Annotated in this window: 19 protein-coding genes and 1 pseudogene; 7 read left to right on the top strand and 13 right to left on the bottom strand. The window is 66.2% G+C overall.

The features are described from left to right. Nucleotides 1-37: 37 nt before the first annotated feature. From B133_RS0106205 to B133_RS0106190, 4 genes are all read right to left on the bottom strand, one after another. On the bottom strand, nucleotides 38-262 hold the full coding sequence (locus B133_RS0106205) for a hypothetical protein (RefSeq protein WP_018599857.1): 225 nt from the start codon (nucleotides 260-262) through the stop codon (nucleotides 38-40). A 9-nt stretch (nucleotides 263-271) separates the two neighbouring features. Then, complete coding sequence (locus B133_RS0106200; RefSeq protein ID WP_018599856.1) at nucleotides 272-2995, bottom strand: sugar-binding domain-containing protein; 2724 nt, start codon at nucleotides 2993-2995, stop codon at nucleotides 272-274. A 412-nt stretch (nucleotides 2996-3407) separates the two neighbouring features. Next, entirely contained in the window at nucleotides 3408-4160 is a 753-nt protein-coding gene (locus B133_RS0106195) for an HAD family phosphatase (RefSeq protein WP_018599855.1), read from the bottom strand. A gap of 292 nt (nucleotides 4161-4452) precedes the next feature. Further along, the gene (locus B133_RS0106190; protein ID WP_157625792.1) at nucleotides 4453-5100 is read right to left on the bottom strand and encodes a hypothetical protein; all 648 of its coding nucleotides are present in this window, start codon (nucleotides 5098-5100) and stop codon (nucleotides 4453-4455) included. A 203-nt stretch (nucleotides 5101-5303) separates the two neighbouring features. Here B133_RS0106190 and B133_RS0106185 point away from each other — a divergent pair, with 203 nt between their 5' ends. After that, nucleotides 5304-5582, top strand: coding sequence for a hypothetical protein (locus B133_RS0106185; RefSeq protein ID WP_018599853.1), 279 nt, complete (start codon nucleotides 5304-5306; stop codon nucleotides 5580-5582). Nucleotides 5583-5837: 255 nt separating this feature from the next. On the opposite strand, the gene B133_RS0106180 is transcribed toward B133_RS0106185, so the two are convergent. Next, on the bottom strand, nucleotides 5838-6623 hold the full coding sequence (locus B133_RS0106180) for a L,D-transpeptidase family protein (RefSeq protein WP_018599852.1): 786 nt from the start codon (nucleotides 6621-6623) through the stop codon (nucleotides 5838-5840). Nucleotides 6624-6938: 315 nt separating this feature from the next. Then, nucleotides 6939-7889 (bottom strand): threonine/serine dehydratase, encoded by a 951-nt coding sequence (locus B133_RS0106175; RefSeq protein ID WP_026256042.1) that lies wholly within the window; start codon nucleotides 7887-7889, stop codon nucleotides 6939-6941. A 280-nt stretch (nucleotides 7890-8169) separates the two neighbouring features. Here B133_RS0106175 and B133_RS0106170 point away from each other — a divergent pair, with 280 nt between their 5' ends. Together B133_RS0106170 and B133_RS0106165 are read left to right on the top strand one after the other, a co-directional pair. Continuing rightward, nucleotides 8170-8373 (top strand): hypothetical protein, encoded by a 204-nt coding sequence (locus tag B133_RS0106170; protein WP_018599850.1) that lies wholly within the window; start codon nucleotides 8170-8172, stop codon nucleotides 8371-8373. A 17-nt stretch (nucleotides 8374-8390) separates the two neighbouring features. Continuing rightward, nucleotides 8391-8717 carry a hypothetical protein gene (locus B133_RS0106165; RefSeq protein ID WP_026256041.1) on the top strand — a complete coding sequence of 109 codons (327 nt, stop codon included), beginning with the start codon at nucleotides 8391-8393 and terminating at the stop codon, nucleotides 8715-8717. Here B133_RS0106165 and B133_RS0106160 read toward each other — a convergent pair. From B133_RS0106160 to B133_RS0106140, 5 genes and pseudogenes are all read right to left on the bottom strand, one after another. Further along, on the bottom strand, nucleotides 8659-9558 hold the full coding sequence (locus B133_RS0106160; RefSeq protein WP_018599848.1) for a cytochrome c biogenesis CcdA family protein: 900 nt from the start codon (nucleotides 9556-9558) through the stop codon (nucleotides 8659-8661). The two genes, B133_RS0106165 and B133_RS0106160, sit on opposite strands and share 59 nt — an antisense overlap. 6 nt (nucleotides 9559-9564) lie before the next feature. Continuing rightward, nucleotides 9565-10080, bottom strand: a complete 516-nt coding sequence (locus B133_RS0106155) for a protein disulfide oxidoreductase (protein WP_018599847.1) — start codon at nucleotides 10078-10080, stop codon at nucleotides 9565-9567. A gap of 392 nt (nucleotides 10081-10472) precedes the next feature. Beyond that, the gene (locus tag B133_RS0106150; RefSeq protein WP_018599846.1) at nucleotides 10473-10853 is read right to left on the bottom strand and encodes a cupredoxin domain-containing protein; all 381 of its coding nucleotides are present in this window, start codon (nucleotides 10851-10853) and stop codon (nucleotides 10473-10475) included. Nucleotides 10854-10913: 60 nt separating this feature from the next. Further along, nucleotides 10914-11849 (bottom strand): annotated as a pseudogene (locus B133_RS22415) (glycosyltransferase); the annotation flags it as partial. Nucleotides 11850-12010: 161 nt separating this feature from the next. Then, the gene (locus B133_RS0106140) at nucleotides 12011-12922 is read right to left on the bottom strand and encodes a dienelactone hydrolase family protein (RefSeq protein WP_018599844.1); all 912 of its coding nucleotides are present in this window, start codon (nucleotides 12920-12922) and stop codon (nucleotides 12011-12013) included. 101 nt (nucleotides 12923-13023) lie between these two features. Between B133_RS0106140 and B133_RS0106135 the strand changes: the two genes are divergently transcribed. Continuing rightward, nucleotides 13024-13950 (top strand): SDR family oxidoreductase, encoded by a 927-nt coding sequence (locus tag B133_RS0106135; RefSeq protein WP_018599843.1) that lies wholly within the window; start codon nucleotides 13024-13026, stop codon nucleotides 13948-13950. A 124-nt stretch (nucleotides 13951-14074) separates the two neighbouring features. On the opposite strand, the gene B133_RS0106130 is transcribed toward B133_RS0106135, so the two are convergent. Both B133_RS0106130 and bfr read right to left on the bottom strand, forming a co-directional pair. Then, nucleotides 14075-16126 (bottom strand): MDR family MFS transporter, encoded by a 2052-nt coding sequence (locus B133_RS0106130; protein WP_018599842.1) that lies wholly within the window; start codon nucleotides 16124-16126, stop codon nucleotides 14075-14077. A 156-nt stretch (nucleotides 16127-16282) separates the two neighbouring features. Then, nucleotides 16283-16762, bottom strand: a complete 480-nt coding sequence (gene bfr / locus B133_RS0106125; RefSeq protein WP_026256039.1) for a bacterioferritin — start codon at nucleotides 16760-16762, stop codon at nucleotides 16283-16285. Between the two features lie 238 nt (nucleotides 16763-17000). On the opposite strand from bfr, the gene B133_RS0106120 reads away from it, so the two are divergent. From B133_RS0106120 to B133_RS0106110, 3 genes are all read left to right on the top strand, one after another. Continuing rightward, the gene (locus B133_RS0106120) at nucleotides 17001-17633 is read left to right on the top strand and encodes a hypothetical protein (RefSeq protein WP_026256038.1); all 633 of its coding nucleotides are present in this window, start codon (nucleotides 17001-17003) and stop codon (nucleotides 17631-17633) included. 24 nt (nucleotides 17634-17657) lie between these two features. Beyond that, nucleotides 17658-17921, top strand: coding sequence for a bacterioferritin-associated ferredoxin (locus B133_RS0106115; protein ID WP_232423260.1), 264 nt, complete (start codon nucleotides 17658-17660; stop codon nucleotides 17919-17921). A gap of 86 nt (nucleotides 17922-18007) precedes the next feature. After that, nucleotides 18008-20005, top strand: a complete 1998-nt coding sequence (locus B133_RS0106110; protein WP_018599838.1) for an FUSC family protein — start codon at nucleotides 18008-18010, stop codon at nucleotides 20003-20005. The last annotated feature ends 46 nt before the right edge of the window (nucleotides 20006-20051 follow it).

Here is a 20051-nt window from a genome sequence, read left to right as displayed (position 1 = left end):
CACTGCCCCGCCGCGGCCGATTGACGCCGTCGGCGATTCAGCGCTTGAGCCAGCTGTTCACCGTCGACAGGTCGCGCGTGTAGGTGACCATGATGTCGTCCTGGAACCGGCTGGCGCCGCTGATCGCGCTCGATCCTTGCCAGATCACCCGGATCCGATCGTCGCCACGCCGATAGATATCCACGCGGTCGACATCACGGCGCGACCAGCCGCTGGACTCGGCCACCTGGGACAGATCGCGGCGCTCATCGGTCGTCGTCATCAGGTGATCCTATCGGCGGCTGGACTGGTCGATCGGCACGGTCACGGGTGCGGAGTTGTAACCGGTGACCCGCACCCAGTTGGCCTGCGGTTCCGTACCGGTGATGGTGCCGGTCAGCACCACTGTTTCACCCGGATAGACGGTGACGTAATTGTCGGAGTACTCGATGGGCAGGATCTCGTCACCGTCGTGGGTCTCGGTAATCTCGGCTCGGTCGAAGAACGCGATCTGGCGGGTGGGATTGTGCAGGCGGATTGCCACCACGGTACGGTCGGGACCGACTGAGCGCGAGGCGCTGACCTGTGGGAATGCCGGCGGCATCGTGTTGAGCGGGGTCATGTCGGCCCAGCTGGTCTGGGCGAGGTCGAAGGCCTGGTCGTTCATCTGGTTGCCAACGTCGTCGCGCTGTTGCGACTGCCAGTAGGTGTTTTCAGTGACGACGTCGCCCGACGCATCGAGCAGTTCGCACCGAACGAAGAACACCCGCGAGTCGCGGACCACGTGTGGCAGCGCCAGGGCCTGTACCGCGCCGCCGGACGGTACAGAGATGGTGTCCGTGGTGCGGTCGTCACGTACCCGGCCGGCCAGATCGTAGGTCCGCACCCGCACGTGCAGGCCGTGCTGCTCGGCAGGCGACTGGTTGACCACCGTGACGTTGGCCGTGTTGTGGTCGCCGGTGGCGAAGGAATCGAACACCACCGACAGCGGCCGCAGCCCCTTCTTGGCACCGAAGTAGGCGCCGCCAGGCCGAAGGTAGTAGTCGAAGAGGTGCCCGAAGAACGACGGCCAGTGGTTGTTGAGCATCCAGTAGATCGTCATCTTGTGGTTCGCCCAGCCCATCGCCGCGAACGCCTCGAACTGGGCGCGGGTGGACTCGTAGTGCGCCAACTGTGCCTTGCGCGCAAATTCCTCTGCATTGGGCGAGGATCCGTACCGCCGCATCACCGCGGTGCGGATGCTCTCCAGCGCGTTGTTGCTGGGGTTGGCCCCGGCGTGGAAGTACCAGGTGTCGTTGATCGGCCACAGCTTGTCCGGCGGAATGAATTTCCGCAGGCTCGCAAACGGCGGAATGTTCTCGTTGTCGCCCTGCTCGGCGTTCGACCCGCGGGTGGCCTGATACCCGCCGCTGAACCAGTAGCTGGGTGGGCGCCAGGTGTACGGGCCCGCCATGTGGATGCCGTCCCAGTCGGGCTGACCGTCGCCGTCGCGGGCCAGTGACGACACCGTGTCGACCACGGCGTTGGGCCAGTGCAGTTCGGCCAGGATGCCGTGATAGGCGTCGAGCACCGACTGCGGTGGCTTGCCGTCGCTGCCGTTGGCCCAGATGAACGCCGACGGGTGACCGCGCAAGGTGAGCAGCTGCGAGCGCAGGCTTTCGTTGGCGACGCGGTGGTCCTCGGCATCCCACTGCGACCACTTCTCCCACTGATTGCAGCACATCCAGCCGTACATCAGCGGGATGCCTAGCTCGTCCGCACGTTGGATGATGTTGTCGCCCGGGAACTTCCCCTCCAGCCGCAGCATGTTCAGGCCCATGTCACGCACGTAGGCGAGGATGGCGTCCTCACGTTGCGGGTCGTACCGGAACAACAGGTCGGGGGTATATGCGGCGCCGCGCACCAGCAGATCCTTGCCATTGACGGTGAGGTAGAAGCTGCCGCCGCGGCCCAGGTTCGGGTACTGCTCGTCGTCGTCACGATGCTGGGTGATGGTCCGGATACCGAACCGCGAGTCGTCGGTGTCGGTGGCCCGGCCATACTGCCGGAACTCCAGGTGCAGGTTGTACAGATTGGGATCGCCCATGGTGTAGGGCCACCACAGATCCGGGTTGTGCACCGTCAGCGCGGCGTAGGAGTCCGGATCGAATTTCACCTCCCGGCGCTCCCCCGCACCGAGGGTGACCGGCTGTTCCAGGGTGATATCCGGCTTGCCCGACCGGCTGATCGTGGCGCGCACCACCCCGCGCAGCGTGGTCGACGACGTATTGCGGACGTCGCTGTAGACGGTGAGCCGGGCCGTGTCGGTCGATGGCAGCGGCAGCTCGGTGGTCACCATCGGGTCGCTGAGGACGCCCGTACCGGAGTAGCTCAAGTACACCGGTTTGAAGATGCCTGCGTTGCGGTCGGCGACAAAGGAATTACCGCGCAGCGGGTTCTTGCCCGGGCCCTGGTAGCCGATCCGGTTCCAGTTGATCCAGTCCCACCAGCTGTCGGCGAGTTCGACGCCGTTGATGTCCTGAAGGGCCTGCTCCGGGGTGACCTTGACGGCCAGGTTGTTCTGACCGCCCTGGTTGAGCCACGGTGTGACATCGAGTTCGTGGGCGGTGTACATGCCGACCACTTCGGAGCTGCCGGCGATCTGCCTGCCGTTGAGCCACACTTCGGCCCGGTAGTTGATGCCGGGGAACTCGATGCGATAGCTCGAGCTGCCTGCCGGTGCCGTGAACGTGGTCCGATACCACCAGTCCTGGCGGTACAGATCGTCGGGGACGTCGGTCAGGTTCTCGCCGTAATACAGGTTCGGGTAGGTGCCGTCGTCCTCCAGCGCCTGTAGCACCGTGGCGGGCATGTGCTCCACCTGGTGCCAGCTGTCCCCGCGGAATCCGGCCGCGGAGATCTCCGCGCCCCCGGCCTTCACATCCCGCGCAGAGGTCAGCTGCCAGCCCTGGGAAAGCTCGATACGACCCGACGGTGGCTCCGGCCGGGCGAACACGGGCAGATCGGTGACACACACCGACAGCAGCAGCAGCGTGACGACGACACCCGCGATGAGCGGGCCGACGCGACGTTTCGGGCTGGAAATGGGTGGCTCCTCGGGACCAGTGCGGCGGGCGGCCGCCCGGTCATTCTGCCGCGACGCACACCCGCCCGCGCGGGCGGTGCACCTTCAAAACTTGTGTGCGACCTCGTTGACCAAGCCGGACCGCGCAGTGTACTGCGCCATGGGCGCCACCCGAGGCCATCACCGACGCGGTGCGGCTGCACGCGGCAGCGGCACGTCTAGGCGCGGCGGCGGTCGATGGCGGTCTTGTCGGCCAGCACCGCGTCGTCGTCCCAGGATCCCGTAGTGCCCGGACTGCGTCGATGAATTCCGCTGCGCGACGGTATTTTTCATCGATGGTCGACCGGTCGTCGAACGCGGGCGGTTAGGCCCAGCCTGGTGGCAAAGGCGCGGTGCGGGCCCGCTCCACGGTCAGCACCGGCCAGTCATGCTCCGCTGCCACCGAGGCGAGACCCGGCCTGGGGTTGACCGGCCGGGGCCGACCCACCAGCCGCATCAACGCACCGTCTTCGCCACCGTCGGCATAGAAGTAACTGCGCTGCAGCTCGACGGCCTTATCTTCGCAAAACCGCTGCACTGCATCGGCTTTACGGGCACCCCACACGATCGGCAGGACCACGTTACCGGTCAGCAGTCCGTCGGCGTCGGTTTCGAAATGGTTGCACAGCACATGGTCGATGCCGAGGTGACGCGCGACGGGCTCGGCGTGGATGGTCAGCGCCGACGAACTCATCACTACGGTGTGACCACGCTCCTGGTGGCGCCGGACCACCTCGCGCATGTGGGGGTAGACCCGTTCGAGGATGCGCCGGGTGAACAGCTGCTCCCCCAACTCGTCGAGTTCTCGCAACGACTCGCCCCGCAGATATCCGGCAGCTCGCACGAGGAGCCTCTCGAACGGCATCCGGCCCAGTCGGTAACGCACCGAAGCTTCGATGATCCCCAGGATCTCGCCGAGCGCGGCCTGTCGATTGCGGATCCGGTACCCGGCGTGAGCGCTGGCGGTGAATCCGTCGACTAGCGTTCCGTCAAGATCGAAGAATGCCCCCACCCTCGCACCACCTGAACCTTCGCCGATTTCGGCCAGCGATTCGGGTGGCGACAATATCCGACCCATGAAGACAAGTAGACCAAGCCGAGCCACGATCCGGCCAATCCTCAATAGGTCGGACACCTACCCGGATGACGCATCGTCGGCCGCAGTTTGGGCCATTCCGTCTAAGTGCCGCACCTCAGAACACTAAACTAGAACACGTTTCAGTCGATTTCGTTCTGGATCCGCATCGTCGTAGCGGTCAGTTCGACTACGCCGACGCCCATGGCCGGACTGTTGAGCGCAGGAGCGGTCCCCGGCGAACTGATGGCAGCCGTAGCAAGCGCCCCTGTGGGCTGAATCCCGCGAGCGGTGATCAGGGCAGCGGCGGAGCTGGATCAACCGGCGGCGGAGGTGGCGAGTTTGCTGGTGGTGGCGGAGCAAACGGGTTCGCCGGTGCCGCAGGCGCAGACCCACCGGGCAGGACGGGGCCTGCGGGCGCCATGGTGTTCGGCTCCGGTGCGCCCTGCGGCGCCGGTTCGCCCGGTGAGAGCGGCACATTTGGGCCGGGTGCCTGATCCGGGATCGGGGTGCTCATGTTGCGCTGCGCGAGACCGAGCAGCAGCGCCTGCTTACCGCTGATGTCGTTGTTCTGGACCGCGTGCCACAGATCCTTGAGATAGCTCACATTGGGACGGTCCGCGTCCCCTGCGTTGGGATCCATCGTCGACCCCGGCGGCAGCGCGTCCGGACTGGCCAGATGCGGGGTGCCCGTTGGCGGGGCGGCCAACGGTGTCGGGGCCGCCGGATCGCCCGCCAACGGTGCGGGGGCCGCTGGATCGGCAGCCAACGGCGTCGGGGCCGCCGGATCGGCCGCCTGCGGCGCCGGTACGGCGCCGGGATCCGGGGGCGGTACCGGCAAGCCCGGATCGGCTGATGCCGCCGCCGCGATCATCAGCGCGACGACGGGAGCCGACACGCAGCACGCAGCCGCGGACGCAAGCTTTCGGATGTCGACAGTCATCGGTGGCCTCTCGCTGTTACTCCAGGGGCTGATGGTAGCGCTGGGTACATCGGCGATGCCAGTCATTCGTTACACCAGCCGAATCGGAACGCATTCCAAAACTGACGACTTTTCGAGTTCTACAACCGCCGCATACCGTTCCACCTGGGGTGTCACAAGGAGCGGTATCACTACACAACGTCGTTGCGAGGAGTCAACAGGCCATGGTGCTGACCTTAGAATCTCCCGCCGGATTCGACTTCACCGATCCCGACATCCGCGCCGAGCGCCTACCGGTCGACGAGCTCGCGCAGATGCGGAGACCGGCGCCGATCCGGTGGTCTCCCTGTGCGGCGACGTCTTCCCCAGCTAGGAGAAGACGTCGCTGTCCCAGACTGCGAGGACGGCATCTCCCGATCCTGCTGGCGGTGGCCAGCAACGAGGTGACCCGTAACTCGATCACCGAGGACATGATGGCCTTCACCAAGTTCCGCGACCAATAGGAACTGTTCAAGGAGAAACGCCCGACCACCCGCGGCCGACGAGATCGTCCGTGGGATTTGGCGGCACGGACGCCAGCCGGACCATACTGCTGCGCGGCTAGCGTCAGCGTTGGAAGTTCCTCCGCGAGAACGGAACCGATCGCTGACGACAGCGGGCCTGGAAATCTGTTGCAGGCCAACGCCGGAACGGCTCTGCGACAGGGCGTCGCTGAGCACCCCACCACCTAATCGGCAGACTGCGTCGCGACGTGGCCGTCAGGCGTTGATGACGATCGGATCACCAATGCTGACGGTGTTGAAATACCACGCCGCGTTGTCCGGGCTCAGGTTGATGCAGCCGTGGCTGACGTTCGAATTGCCCTGCTGTGCCACCGACCACGGTGCTGAATGCACGTACACCCCGCCCCAAGTCACTCGGACCGCGTCGTTGACGGTCAGCTTGTAGCCCTCCGGATCGCTCAATGGGATCCCGATGGTGCGCGAATCCATCACCACCGTCTTCTCTTTCGACAGTGCGGTGAAGGAACCGACCGGGGTCGGATGCTTAGGCTTGCCCATCGACGCGGGCATGGTGCGCGCAACTTCGCCGTCGATGCTGACGGTGAAAGTGTGAGCGCTGATATTGGCCACACCGAGCACGGTGGCCCCGGTCTCGAAAGTGGTCTTGAAGCCCTCAGCGACGACCGAGACGGTGGAGTGACCCGGGTAGAACTGATCCGGGGTCCACCGCATGACGTCGTCGCTCAACCAGGTGAACTTCCCGGTCGGGGTGCTCGCCGCAGAGGTCGACACCCGCAGGCCGTGCTCGGCCGCACCCCGGTCGATGACCGGCTGGCTGAACGTCACCGTGATCGGGTAGGCCACCCCTACGACGGAGCCCGCTGACGGCTCGACGCTGGCCACCGGGTTCGGGGTGCTGACGGCAGCCGCCGCGACATTAACCGACGCGGCGGTGGCGAGCATGGCGATACCGATCACCGCAAACACTTTTCGGACCGATCCAAGCACGGTTCGAGAACCGGGCGACGAGGCGTTCAGCATCACTGCAGTGTAGTTCGTTCGCGCGGCCGCCCGCGGTATACACAGGCCGAGGCCAGTAAGCGTCACATGGGATTCCCGGAGGCAGCGATTCACAGTTACTGCATCGGCGCGCGGCGCACAAACGTTTCACCCGTCCACGGAGCACCCGCCGTCACGTGCGACCAGCAACATCGGGTCGCGCTGAAGCACCGGTTACCGAAACCGGCTCGGTAATTGCCGGCAGCCGGATCGGCCCCGTCGAAGCCGGACTCCGAGTCCCGCCTTCGGCTGAGCGGCAGGGTCGGCGTGACAGCCACACTCGATGGAGGGTATGCACTAGCCATCGGCAAAAATGGCTCTCAGTAACGCCGGTTCGATGTTTCCGCCGGAGACGATAACCACCGCGGGCCCCTTGGGGAGCTGCCCGCGGTGGTAGCCGGCAAGTGCGACGGCCCCGCTTGGCTCGACGACCAGATGCGCCCGGTAGGCCAATTCCCGTATGGCGGCACGAATCTCGTCCTCGGTGACGGTGATGACGCCGTCGAGTACGTGCTGCAGATGCGCGAAGGTCAACGCCGACGGAGTGGACCTCAGCCCGTCGGCTATGGTCCGATTGCGTTGTGCCACAGGCCAATCTACCAGATGACCGCTGTCCAGCGCTTCGGCGGTGTCAGCTGCGAGTTCCGGTTCGACCCCGAATATCTTGGCTCGTGGGCACAGCGCACGCACGGCCGTGCCGATACCGGACGCCAGGCCGCCGCCGCTGATCGGGATAAGCACGGTCGCGACTCCGGGGAGGTCTTCGGCGATCTCCAGCCCGACCGTGCCCTGCCCGGCGATGACGTCGAGGTGGTCGAACGGCGGTATCAGCACCCCGCCGGTGCGTTCGACGACTTCGGCGGCCACCCGCTCGCGCTGACCAGCCGCGCACAGCACCACGTCCGCGCCATAGCCCCGGGTCGCGTCGACCTTGACGGCTGGGGTCTCCTCGGGCATCACGATATGCGCGACGACGCCGTAACTTGCCGCCGCACAGGCGACCGCCTGGGCGTGGTTGCCGCTGGAATACGCCACGACTCCCCTAGCCCGCACCCCTGGATCCAGCCGGCCGAGCGCGTTGAACGCGCCGCGGATCTTGAAAGCACCCATGGGCTGCAGATTCTCGGGCTTGATCCACAGCGGGCGGTCAGGGTCGGCCCATGCGGCAGGCAGCAGCGGGGTGCGGATCACGTCGGCCGCGATGCGCTCGGCGGCACCGCGTATATCGTCGATCGTCACGAGTCTCACGACTCCAAATCTTCACCCCGGCCAAATAGTTGCTGGCGCCCGGGTGTCGGGCTGGCGGGATAGCCTGCGCACCAATAACTTTGATCGAATTGGGGTGCGGCTCCGACTGCGGCGGCGCTGTCGCTCCATGGGAGAGCGGGCATGATCCACCGGCTGGTATGGCCGCATGCCGCCGGCGCCGAACCCGGGTTCCCGGCCCGCTGACCCGCACCGTTGAATCATCCCGGCACCGGTAGGACAATCGGGATGGTCATCGCCGGCCGATCGGGGAGGAACGATCATGACCTATGCCGACAACGGGGCGTTCGACGACGACGCACCCGAGGCTGATGCAGTCGAACAACTCACGCCCGTCAATATCGACGACGACATGTCCGAATCCAGCCGGATCCGGATATCCCCTGATGCCGACGCCGACGAGGCGGACCTCATCGAGCAGGCCACTGTCGTACCGATCGACGACGATCTGGATTTCGACCGCTGACCCGAAAGGACGCCGGCATGCGAATGCCTGACGCACTGGAAGCCCTATCCACCGATGGCGATCCCGACCGATTGTTCGGGGAGCCTTACCAGACCCCCGACGGAACCACGGTGATCCCGGTGTCCAAGGTGCGCCACCGACGCGACGGCGGCCGGGGTGCCCGCGCGCTCGGTGTGTTCGTGATCAAGAACGGCACCCCGATCTGGGTTCCTGCGGTGGACGCCACCCGCATCGCTCTGATGGGCGAGCTGATCGGTCTGATCGCGGCCACGCTCGCGACGGTGGCTATGGTCCGTCGCCCACCGTGGCCGGATCTGCGGGGCGACGTTTCGCGGCGCGCCTGACGGCAAGCCGCCACACCGCGCCGCAGACCACCAGTACGGCCAGCGTCGCCAACCACGGCCACGCGCCGTGCTGATGGACCCAGCCCGCGATGGTGCCCTGCACCCGCCCGGCCGCCGCGATCACCGGGTCATCGGGTGACCCGCCGGCGCCGAACAGCCGTATCTCATAGAGCCCGTAGTACCCGACGTAGGTCCCGACCACGATCAGCAGCGCGCCGCTGATCCTGTTCGCATACGGCACAATTCGCCGCATCCGCTCGACTACCACGGTGCTGGCCAACGCCGCGGCGAGGGCCAGCGCCCCGACGATCACCATGAACCCGGCCGCGTACGCGGCGAATACGGCCACACCGCGCAGGATCGTGCCCGATCGGAACCCTGCGCCGGTCGCGGCGAGGAACGGCCCGACGGTGCAGGACAGCGACGCCACTGCGTAGCCGACGCCGTAGCCGAACATGGACCCCAGGCGTGCGGTCGGCGCCCAATTGACGTGACGCTTCAGGGTGTTTCCCATAAGCAGGCCCAGGTGCCGGCCCGCCAACAGCCAGCATCCCAGACCGAGCAGGACCAGTCCGATCAACACCGTGACGTAGGGCAGGTAGCGCTGGACCGCGCTGGCCATCGCTATCGTCAGCGCGGCGAAAACCCCGAACACCGTGACGAATCCGGCTGTCATCGCGGCAGTTGCGAGTAACGCCCGCCGCACCGACGCCGGCCACCCGGTATCGGCGGACCCGCGCACGACGAGTGCGAGATACCCAGGCAACAAAGCGAATCCACACGGATTCAACGCCGCGACGAGGCCGGCGCCGAACGCCAGCCCCAGCAGTTCACCACCCATGCGGCATCAGCGGAGAGCGGCCACCCGCGCGGCCAACTCGTCCTGCGGCATGGCCGATGTCGGGTTGTTCACGAACGTCGAGGATCCGTCGGCCCGGTAGAACACATAGGCCGGTTGCCACGGCACGTTGTAGCGAGCCCAGATCGAGCCGTCGGCGTCGTTCAGATTGGTGAAGTTCAGGTGGTACTTGTTGACGAAGGCCTGCATCGCCCCGACGTCGGAATGCGCCGCCACACCGACGAAGGTCACGTCCGGATTGGCGGCCGACACCGCGCTGACCCCGGGGGCTTCGGCGTTGCAGAACGGACACCACGGCGTCCAGAACCACAGCACTGCGGGGTGCCCGGCCAACGTGGAGCCGTCGAACGGAGCGCCCGACAATGTGGTCCCGGCGAATTGCATCCGGTCATCGGCGACGGCGGCGGGCGGGGCCACCAGGGCCAGCCCGAGCACAACCGCCGACAGCGCGGCGGCCAGGCCCGCGGTGAACGTTCTTTGTCGCCGCCAGAATCGCGTACTCATGGCACCATCTCCTCGGCTCAAGGTGCAGCGTGCATGCAGGTGCTCACACACCTGTTACCACGACGGTAAGCACATCCTGGTTCAAGATGGAGCCTGAAACTGACGCCGAGGATCGGGATGAACATGCCGAACAACCAGACGCCCCACTGCCGGGAACCGGCGTCCCACGCAGGATTCAGGTTGTAACCCCAGTAGTTGACGGTCGGCGGCAATGGTCCGCCCCGCCACTGAAGCGGTGGCGGCGGGCCCCAGCCCCATGGTGGCGGCCCGTTGCGGCCATCCCCCAATGGCCCGGCGCCGCGGCTAGCTTGGAGACGATGTGGGATCCCACAACCAATAGTCGCGCTTGCTCATGGTGAAAGGCCTTGCGCTGGCTCGCCGAGAGCTGGCTCCTACTTGACGATCAAGTTGCTTACCATCGCCGGGTGGTAGGTGCAATCGAAGCCGTATTCGCCCGGGTCCGAAGGCGCGGTGAGAAGCGCACGTTGCTTGCCGGCCACATGGACGTCGAACAGCCCCTTGGTAAGTGAGGTCACCGTGTGCGCGACCTCGTCATCGTTGACGATCGTGATCTGTGTTCCGGGGGCTACGGTGAGCGGCGCGCTGAACCCCATTCCGGCGATTGTGATGACGGGTGTTCCCGGAGCCGGTGCGGGCACCGGGCTGCCCGTGGCCGTTTCGGAGTCATGCCCGGCGGAAGGCTGCGAGTTCGAACATGCGACGGCTCCGAATGCCAGTACCGCCGCCGCACAGCACACCACGATGCGATTCATCACGCTCCCTGAGGGTGTCATCAAACCACTACGATTATCTACCCCGCGTCAACCGTCGGGTCACGGGTCGGCCAGATACCCGGCGGCGTTCCAGGCACCGAGTACGTCAAGCATCCTTGCGGCAGCCCGCGGCCAGGTGAACTGCTCGGCACGCTGGCGCGCACTGCTGCGGCGTAGCGATTCCGGGCGGCTGATCACCGAGGTCACCGCATGTGCGATGGCTCCGGAATCGTTGTCGGCCATCGCGCCGCTGTCGGACGTGAGGATCTCGGCCAGCGCCGAGGTTCGTGACACCACCGCGGGGGTGCCGCAGGCCAGGGCCTCCAGCGCGGCTAGGCCGAAGGTTTCGTGCGGACCGGGGGCGAGCGCGACGTCGGCCGACGCCAGGATGGTCGCCACAGTGTCGCGACAGCCAACGTAGCCGGTGAAATCGACCGGCAATCGCGCCGCCTGGCGTTCCAGCCGGGCCCGCAACGGCCCTTCCCCGACCACCACCAGGCGCGCGTCGACACCGGAATCACGCAGTGCAGCAACGGCTTCGATACTTCGATGGGCATGTTTCTCAACCGAGAGCCTGCCGCAGTGCACCAGCAGGGTTTGCTGCGGTACGGCCCACCGGCGGCGCACCTGCTCGCTGTGCCGCCGCGGGTGGAACTGCTCGAGATCGACACCGAGCGGCACAGTGGCGACGTTGACCGCGCCGATCCGGTCGAACTCTTCGCGGGCGAACGCCGTCGTGCACACCACCGCGTCGTAGTTCGCCGCGGTGCGGCGGTTGGCGAAGTTGGCCACCGCCCGGGCCATGGACCGCGGAAGTACCTGTCCGACCAGACGATCCAGGCGTTCATGGGAGATCATCACAGTCGCGACGTGCTGGCGACGCCCCCACGGCCCGAGCGAGCGCAGGGTCAGCCTGTCGGACACCTCCAGCGCGTCGGGCTCCAATTCGCGCAGCAGCGCGGTGACCGGGCCGGGCAGCACGGCACGGCCCCATCCGTTGGCTGCACACGCGCTGAACTCCCGTTTCAGGTCCGGCTCGTCGGTTATCGCGAGCCTTTGTCACGCCAGTGTGGCGCTCGGGGTCGAGCGCCACACTGGCGTGACAAAGCGGTGGCAAAGCGGTGCCGAGGCGCGCGGGATGGAACTCCGGCGGGCAATCAGCCGAGGTGCTGGTTGAACCAGTCCTGGACGCGGCGCCAGGCGTCGGCCGCCGCAGCGGGGTTGTAGCGATCCCCCGTGTCGTTGAAGAAAGCATGGTTGGCGTCGGGTTCGGTGATGAGGTCGTGCACCATGCCGGCCTTTTCGAGCGCAGCGCGGACCACGGGCTCAGTACTGGTCACCCGTTGATCCTGTGCACCGTAGAAGGCGAGCACAGCCGCCTGGCGGGAACCGGAGAAGTCCGGGTTGTCCGGGGCCGGCCCGTAGAACGGCACTGCTGCGGCCAGTTGGGGTGTGCCTGCGGCCAGCAGTTGCCAGACCAGCCCGCCGCCCATACAGAAGCCGACGGCGGCGAGTTTGTGGTCGGGGACGCGGCGAGCGAGTTCATCGACGCCGGACTTGAGGTTGGCGATGAACTCTTCGGGTGTGATCTTGCTCAGCGCTGCGGTGGCTCCGGCCGGGTCGGCGAACGCCCCGGTTCCCCCCTGGGCCGACAACAGGTCGATCGCGAGCGCCGAGTAGCCGATGCCTGCGAAACGTCCTGCGACAGAACGCACCCAGTCGTTGAGTCCTTTGTTCTCGTGGACTACGAGGACCCCTCCTCGGGGTTGCGGGGCCGCAGCCCAGGCACCTTGAAGTTGGCCGGACGGACCCGCCCAGGTGACTGGGGCGGTGGGCAAGGCACCGGCCGAACCCGGCGGCGCCTCGGTGGTACCCGTCGCGGTCGGTGATGATGAAGTTGTCGGCCCACCGGCCGGCTTCTGTTCACTGCATGCGGCGATCAACGCGGTGGCGGCGGCCGTGCCCATGCCGATGAGGGCCAGCCGGCGCAGAGCCTCGCGCCGGGACAGCAGGCCGTCCACGTGGTCGGTGGCGATTTCCTCTGCAATGTAGCGCTGTAGCGGGGTCATCTTCGCCAGTATGCGCGGTAATGCTTGAACCGCAACAATGCTGAACCGCGGTGTTCACTGAACCGCGGTGGTCAACGGCCGTCGGGCGCGATACTCATCGGATGGTATGGACGCCGGATCCGAATGCGCTGCGGGGCCGTGTCGCGGTGGTCGCGGGTGCGACACGAGGTGCGGGCCGGGGCATCGCCATGGCACTGGGTGAGGCGGGTGCCACGGTGGTCTGCACTGGGCGCAGCAGCGTGTCCGGCAGTCGCCTGTCCGACTACGACCGCCCTGAAACGATCGAGGAGACCGCCGAACTGGTCTGTGCGGTCGGCGGCACGGGCATCCCGATCCAGGTCGACCACCTCGACATCCCGCAGGTCCGGGCGCTCGCCGAACGTCTCGACCGCGACTTCGGCAGTATCGACATCCTGGTCAACGACATCTGGGGCGCCGAGATCCTGAAGGGCGCTCCGGCCACGTGGGGCCAGCCGATGTGGCAACACGATCTCGACGACGGACTGCGCATCTTGCGTCTGGGCCTCGACACACATCTGATCACGTCGCACTGCCTGTTGCCCCTGTTGACCACCAAGACCGGCGGACTTCTAGTCGAAATAACCGATGGTACAACGGAATTCAATGTCGAGAACTACCGCTTGTCGGTGTTCTACGACCTGGTGAAGAATGCGGTCAACCGGTTGGCATTCAGTCACGGTTTCGAGCTCGCCGTGTTCGGTGCCACGGCGGTCGCCGTCACCCCGGGCTGGTTGCGCTCGGAGATGATGCTGGACAACTACGGTGTCACCGAGGCGAATTGGCGCACCGCCCTGGATCCGCTACGCGCCGACGGTTACCCGATGGCCCCACCAGGGTTCACCGAATCCGAGACCCCCCGATTCGTCGGCAGGGGCGTCGCCGCCATCGCCGCCGATCCCGCCCGGGCCCGGTGGAATCAGCATTCGGTCAGCTCAGTCGAACTGGCCAGGCAATACGGGTTCACCGATCTGGACGGCCGCCGGCCGGATGCCTGGGCACCGATATAACCGCCGGTCATCGATTCACCCCAGCACCGCCCCTCCGACCTGGCCATGCAGATCAGCGAATTCGACGGTGCCAGTTGAGGATACGATTGTCAGCCCGCAAACCGGGCGATCGCCGGAACAGGTTCTAGTGCTTGGCCGCAAGCGACTCCACATTATCGTCACCCCAGTCCCGCTGCGCCAGCACCCGGTGTGCGATGCGCTCGAGCGCGGCCTCGACCTGATCACGGTCCGGTCTTCCCTCGAATGACGGTGACGTGGCCAGCTTTTCGACGATCCGTCCCACCAGAGCCGCCGATACCGCATCAACCTGGCTCAGCCCGCGCTGCGTCAACCAAAGCTGATCTCCGGCACGGAGCACGTACCCGTCGGCGACCAGCGTGTCGAAGGTGGGTTCGAGGACCTCGTGGGGAACGCGTAATCGCTCGGCGATCTCGGTGAGCCGGGCCGAGCCGAACACCTGGCTCTGCCGGTAGATCTGCAGCAGGGCCCACAATCTGGCGACGTCGAGTTCACAGCCCGGCGACCCGGCGACGGTACGTAACCGGATGTCGCGGGAGTTACGCATCAGCCTGCTGATCGCGGTCTCCAGCACCTTCTCGGCCGACTCGGCGCTGGGCATGCCGAACCCCTCACCGAGATCGACCGCCACGCTCGCATCCATCTCCTGCAGCGGCACCTCCTTGAGGAACAACGCCACGACAAACCCGACCAGTGCGACCGGTGCCGCGCACAGGAACACGTTGCCCAGGGCACCGGCATACGCGTCCACGATGGGCGCGGCCACCTGGGCAGGCAGCTCATGCAGCACCTTGGGCGAGGCCCCGGCCGCTGCCGGCGCACCACTAGCCGCCAATGCGCCCGGAAGGCGACCCGACAGGAAGTTGGTGAAAAGCGAGCCGAAGATGGCCGCACCGAAGGAGCTGCCGATGGTCCGGAAGAACGTCACGCCAGATGTCGCCACGCCGAGATCGGCGAACTTCGCGGTGTTCTGCACGGTCAGGATGAGCACCTGCATGCACATGCCGATGCCGATACCGAGGATGAACAGGTACAGCGACTGCAGCGGCGTGGGCGTGGCCGCGTCCATCCGGGACAGCAACACGAACGCGATCGTCATCACCGCGGTGCCGGCGACCGGGAAGATCTTGTAGCGGCCCGTGCGGCTGACGATGGCGCCGCTGCCGGTCGAGGTGATGAGCAGCCCCGCCACCATGGGCAGCGTGCGCAGCCCCGATTCGGTGGCTGAGACACCGTTGACGAACTGCATGAACGTGGGCATGAAGGTCAACGCGCCGAGCATCGCGAAACCGACGATGAACGACAGCACACAACACACCGAGAACACCGGGCTGGCGAACAGGCGCATGGGCAGGATCGGTTCGGCCGCACGGGTTTCCACGCGAACAAAAGCGACCAGAGCGATCGCCGACCCGATGAACAAGCCGATGATGACCGGCGATGCCCAAGGGTATTCGCCGCCGCCCCAGCTGGTGGCCAGCGTGAGGCCGGACGCGCCCAGCCCGACGAGGATGATTCCGAGGTAGTCGATTACCGGACGGCCGGCGCGGGTCAGCGCCGGGATGGTGCCCGCGGCGACGAGGAATACCACGATGCCGACCGGGACGTTGACCCAGAACGCCCAGCGCCAACTCAGGTGATCGGTGAAGAACCCGCCGAGCAGCGGGCCGATCACCGTGGTGACTCCGAAGACAGCGCCGAGCATGCCCTGATAGCGGCCTCGGTCACGTAGCGGGATGACCTCGCCGATAAGCGCGGTGGCGGTGACCATGATCGCGCCGCCGCCGATGCCCTGTAGTGCACGGGACGCCACCAGCATGGCCATCGAGCCCGACGCACCGCACAGCACCGAACCGACCAGGAAGAACACCACCGCGGCCTGGAATACCGCCTTGCGGCCGAAGATGTCGCCGACCTTGCCCACCACGGCGGTGACGATCGTGGAGGCCAACAAATAGCTGGTCACCACCCAGGACTGATGGCCCGCGCCGCCGAGATCGGCGACGACGGTTGGCAGCGCGGTCGCCACGATGGTCTGATCCAAGGCGGCGAGCAACATGCCGAGCAGCACCGCGATGAAGACGAGGTTGCGGCGGCGCAGGCTCAGCAGAACACCGCTGCTTGGCTGCGGTTCCGCGGTGGTCGGTGCGCTTGTCATGACATCCTTTCGCCGACGGCAGGACAGTCGGTCCAGACGTCATATCGTTAGGTTGCCTATGAAAGTTACCGTGAGGCGCGACACAGACGTAAACCGCCTCGGACCTCCGGTACTGAACCGGACATCCGAGGCGGCGACAAGCGTGGCGGCTGAAGGTTACTGCGGCGGCCGGGAGACGCACTGCGCGGCGTAGAGCGCATCACCCAGCTTGTCCATGAGTTCCAGCTGCGTTTCCAGGTAGTCGATGTGACCTTCCTCGTCACCCAGAATCTTCTCGAACAGGTTGGCCGTCACGGCGTCCTGCTTCTCACGGCACATGATGATGCCGGGCTTGAGCCGCTCGACCACCTCGTATTCGATGGCCAGATCCGCCTCGAATTGCTCCCGCAACGTCTGCCCGATGCGCAGCGAGGACAACCGCTGATAGTTCGGCAGTCCATTCAACAGCAGAATACGATCAGTGATCACCTCTGCGTGCTGCATTTCTTCGAATGATTCCGAGCGTGTATGACTGGCCAGTTCTGTAAATCCCCAGCTGTCCTGCATCTTGGAATGTAAAAAATACTGATTAATGGCTGTGAGCTCGCTCGTCAATTGCTCATTCAGCAATTTCAGAACGTCCGGATCCCCTTGCATCGTCACTCCTAAGCACTTGAGGGCTGTTCAAGCGTTGCTGTTTGCCGTGCATTGCCAATCTACTGCAGAAACTCCCGATGGACGCACCGATTTTGAGTACAGTTGCATATTTTTCGGGCGGAATACCCGCCCCTGTCGAACCCGTCGACCCATCGGACCTCGAACACTGGACTGCCTGTCCTAAGTAAGGTTAGACTCGGCTAACATGCCGGCCGACGGACAGGAATCGCGAGAAGAAATGCGTGAGTTCGATTTGCACTCGCTCATTTTGAGCTGCGATTTCCGGCTCGACGATGTCGAACAGATGTGGAAATGGATGAAGAAACATCGTTCGAGATTACTGACCATCGGGGCACATCACGTGGTGCTCTACACGTCGATTTGGGAGCCCGGGCGGGTTCTGGTGACCATTGGTATCCGTAATGCCCGGTCAATTCGCGATATATTACGTTCACCGGCCATCTTCGAATGGTTCGACATATCCGGGGTCGAAGACATCCCGCCGATATTCGGCGGGGAGGTGGTGGAGAAAATCGACCTGGCCGGGCCAACCGCGGACGAATACGCGGCCGGGGTGGTGGTCGGGGTGGTCTCGGTGGTCGACGACGTGCCAACACTGATGCGCAAGGTGCACGACGGGCTGGGCCGGTTCGAGAACAGCGGCGTGCGCAAGGTGTGGGTGTACCAGGCGCTCGACGACGGGCAAGAAGTCATGATCCTGCAGGAGATCGAAGACGAGATCAGCGCCCGCCAGTGGATCGACCATCCCGATGCGGCCGCCGAATGGATGACGCGAGCCGGCTTCGGCGCCTATCCGAGCCTGTTCGTCGGCAAATTGGCCCACATCATGACCGTTGACGGCCAGGAATGAGCCGGTGAGCTGATGTTCGTCTGTATGTGTACCGGAGTCACCAGCCACGTGGTCAATGAAGTTGTGGCGGCCGGAGCCACCACGTCCAAGCAGATCGCGGATGCCTGCGGCGCAGGCATCGACTGCGGCCGGTGCCGGCGCACCATCCGCGCGATCATCGCCGCACACGAGGCCAACGGGTGCCCGACTCCGTTCAACGGCTGCCCGGCACGCAGCAAGACCTCACCCCGGCTCTGCGGCGAGATCATGGCATCCTCGTCGGACAACGGGACCGGAAGCACTTCCTGAACTGCGGCCAGCGCCACCCCAGGCGATTCGCGCCACTTGACCGCGGTTGGCCACCTACCCGGGCGCACAGGCGCGAGAATGGGCGGGTGCAGACCGGTGGACAACCAGCCGACGCGCTGCGGCTGAGCACTCCCGACGCGGGCGCGGTGGCGCGCAGCCTGATCGGCACTCTCGTGCTCACCACGCTGGCGCTCTACGCTATCTCGACCACCGCAGCCATGTGGACGCTCGGCGCCGGGGTGATTGCCGGCGCAATCGCGCTGCAGCGCAGCCCTGGCGGGCGGGTGCCCCTCGTGGTGACCGGATCGGTCGAGTTGGCCGCCGTGGTACTGCTCGCGGTGTTGAGTGGCGCGCACAGTGCGCTGTTCATCGTCGTGGTCGGACTGTGGTGTTTTGCCGCCGGGATGCAGTGGTCGCTGGGTGCCAATGCCGGCCTGGTCGCTTCCGCCGCCAGTGCACTGCTGGTGATCGCGCCGGCGAGTGCACCGACGTGGGCAGACATCCTGCTCACTCCCATCCTGGTCCTGGCCACCGGTCTCCTGCAGGCAGGGCTCATCGCGGTACGGCCACCGCGTCGGTGGCGGGCCCAACGGGAGGGATTGACCCGCGCCTACCGGTCGCTGGCCGCCGACGCCCGCAGCGTGGCCGCGGACTGCGCTGCCGATGTCGAGGACGCGCCGATGACCTGGCTGCGCGAAGTGTTCGCCAATTCTCAGGTGAGCCAGCGCCCCCGGGCTTACCACGGCGGCTACCGGCTGCCCGAACGGCTTGCCGCAAGTCTGGCCTCGTTCCGTTCGACGGCGGGCGGTGACCGCGATGACGGCGTGCCGCAGCTGCTGGCCGCGGCAGCGGTGCTGCTCGATGCCATCGCAGCCCACGGCCACACCGCACGCCGCGACGCCGAGCATGCGCTGGTCCGTGTCGACGCCACCGCGGCTGCCGTGTCCGGGCCGGAAGCCACACGCGCACATCGTTTCTCCGAACAATTGCGAGAAGCGGCGGTGCTGCGGTTCGGGCAGCTGCACCGGCCGGACTTGATCGGGTCGCTGGCCTCGGCCCCTGCGGTCGTCCGGTCACACCTGACCTGGACGTCCCCGATCCTGCGACACGCCATCAGGTTGTCGGTGACCACCGCGATCGCTGTAGCGGCCACCCGGTACGGCACGCTGGGGCACGGCTGCTGGATGGCTTTGGCGGTGGTGGTCGTGCTGCGGCCGGAGACCGCGCATACCTACACGCGCTGCGCTGGGCGGATGACCGGGCTCGTCGCGGGGATCCTGGCTGCGTCGGTGCTGACGGTGTTCTGGCAGCCCGATGCGCTGGCCTCGGCGATCTGCGCCACGGTGGTCGTCGGAATCGCCTACAGAGTGATCAGGTACGGCTATCTCGCGGTGGTCGTCGCCATCGGAGCCGTCCTGGTGTTCACGGTGGGTGTCGGCGGGTTCTCGGACTGGCCGGGAATTCTCGACCGGTTGTTCGGGGTGCTTATCGGAGGCGGGCTTGCGGTGATGGCCCACGTGCTGCTGCCCGACCACGCCCTGATCCGGTTGCGCCAGCGCGCCGGCGAGTTGCTGATGACCGAGATCGATTACGCGGCGATGGTGGTCACGGCGTTCGTGCACGAGGTGGGCCACCCGGCCGAAGCACTGTCGGCGGCCTGGCAGCGGGCGTTCCGGGCCCGCGCGGCGTTCGAGGCGGCATGGGGTGCGGCGCGGCTGGACTCCCCCGCGCTGCGCCGATGGCTGCGGTCCTACCGCACCGCGTTGAACGCCGTGACGAGCGCGTGCAGCACACTGGAGAACAGCCTGCCCACCCACCCATCGTCCGCGCTGGACTCCGAGTTCATCGCCGCGGTCGACGATTACATCGAGGCGTTGCGCGGGGCACCACCCAGTCCCGCGGTGCCGTGGAGCCTGGACACCGGCGAACTGTCGGCCGCCCTGCGCCGGATCCACGATCTCGCGTCGACGCTGGCTACCGACAACGGGGCGGCCCGTATCCTGGTGGGCGAGCTCACCACGATCACCGGCAGCGTGGCCGACATCGCGATCGACCGCGTCGACGTCGTCCCGCATTCACACTGATGCCGCTCGGCTCCGTGCCCACGTCGTCGGCAGCACCCAGGCAAAA

Origin of the sequence: Mycobacterium sp. 155, assembly GCF_000373905.1 — a bacterium.
Taxonomy (GTDB): domain Bacteria; phylum Actinomycetota; class Actinomycetes; order Mycobacteriales; family Mycobacteriaceae; genus Mycobacterium.
This window is presented reverse-complemented; position numbering and strand designations above follow the sequence as displayed.

Bases quoted from the DNA above. Each gene is read 5' to 3' on its own strand.
- B133_RS0106205 (WP_018599857.1), bottom strand. From the start codon at position 262: ATGACGACGACCGATGAGCGCCGCGATCTGTCCCAGGTGGCCGAGTCC.
- B133_RS0106195 (WP_018599855.1), bottom strand. From the start codon at position 4,160: ATGGGTCGGATATTGTCGCCACCCGAATCGCTGGCCGAAATCGGCGAA.
- B133_RS0106190 (WP_157625792.1), bottom strand. From the start codon at position 5,100: ATGACTGTCGACATCCGAAAGCTTGCGTCCGCGGCTGCGTGCTGCGTG.
- B133_RS0106185 (WP_018599853.1), top strand. From the start codon at position 5,304: ATGGTGCTGACCTTAGAATCTCCCGCCGGATTCGACTTCACCGATCCC.
- B133_RS0106180 (WP_018599852.1), bottom strand. From the start codon at position 6,623: ATGCTGAACGCCTCGTCGCCCGGTTCTCGAACCGTGCTTGGATCGGTC.
- B133_RS0106170 (WP_018599850.1), top strand. From the start codon at position 8,170: ATGACCTATGCCGACAACGGGGCGTTCGACGACGACGCACCCGAGGCT.
- B133_RS0106165 (WP_026256041.1), top strand. From the start codon at position 8,391: ATGCGAATGCCTGACGCACTGGAAGCCCTATCCACCGATGGCGATCCC.
- B133_RS0106160 (WP_018599848.1), bottom strand. From the start codon at position 9,558: ATGGGTGGTGAACTGCTGGGGCTGGCGTTCGGCGCCGGCCTCGTCGCG.
- B133_RS0106155 (WP_018599847.1), bottom strand. From the start codon at position 10,080: ATGAGTACGCGATTCTGGCGGCGACAAAGAACGTTCACCGCGGGCCTG.
- B133_RS0106150 (WP_018599846.1), bottom strand. From the start codon at position 10,853: ATGAATCGCATCGTGGTGTGCTGTGCGGCGGCGGTACTGGCATTCGGA.
- B133_RS0106140 (WP_018599844.1), bottom strand. From the start codon at position 12,922: ATGACCCCGCTACAGCGCTACATTGCAGAGGAAATCGCCACCGACCAC.
- B133_RS0106135 (WP_018599843.1), top strand. From the start codon at position 13,024: ATGGTATGGACGCCGGATCCGAATGCGCTGCGGGGCCGTGTCGCGGTG.
- B133_RS0106130 (WP_018599842.1), bottom strand. From the start codon at position 16,126: ATGACAAGCGCACCGACCACCGCGGAACCGCAGCCAAGCAGCGGTGTT.
- bfr (WP_026256039.1), bottom strand. From the start codon at position 16,762: ATGCAAGGGGATCCGGACGTTCTGAAATTGCTGAATGAGCAATTGACG.
- B133_RS0106120 (WP_026256038.1), top strand. From the start codon at position 17,001: ATGCGTGAGTTCGATTTGCACTCGCTCATTTTGAGCTGCGATTTCCGG.
- B133_RS0106115 (WP_232423260.1), top strand. From the start codon at position 17,658: ATGTGTACCGGAGTCACCAGCCACGTGGTCAATGAAGTTGTGGCGGCC.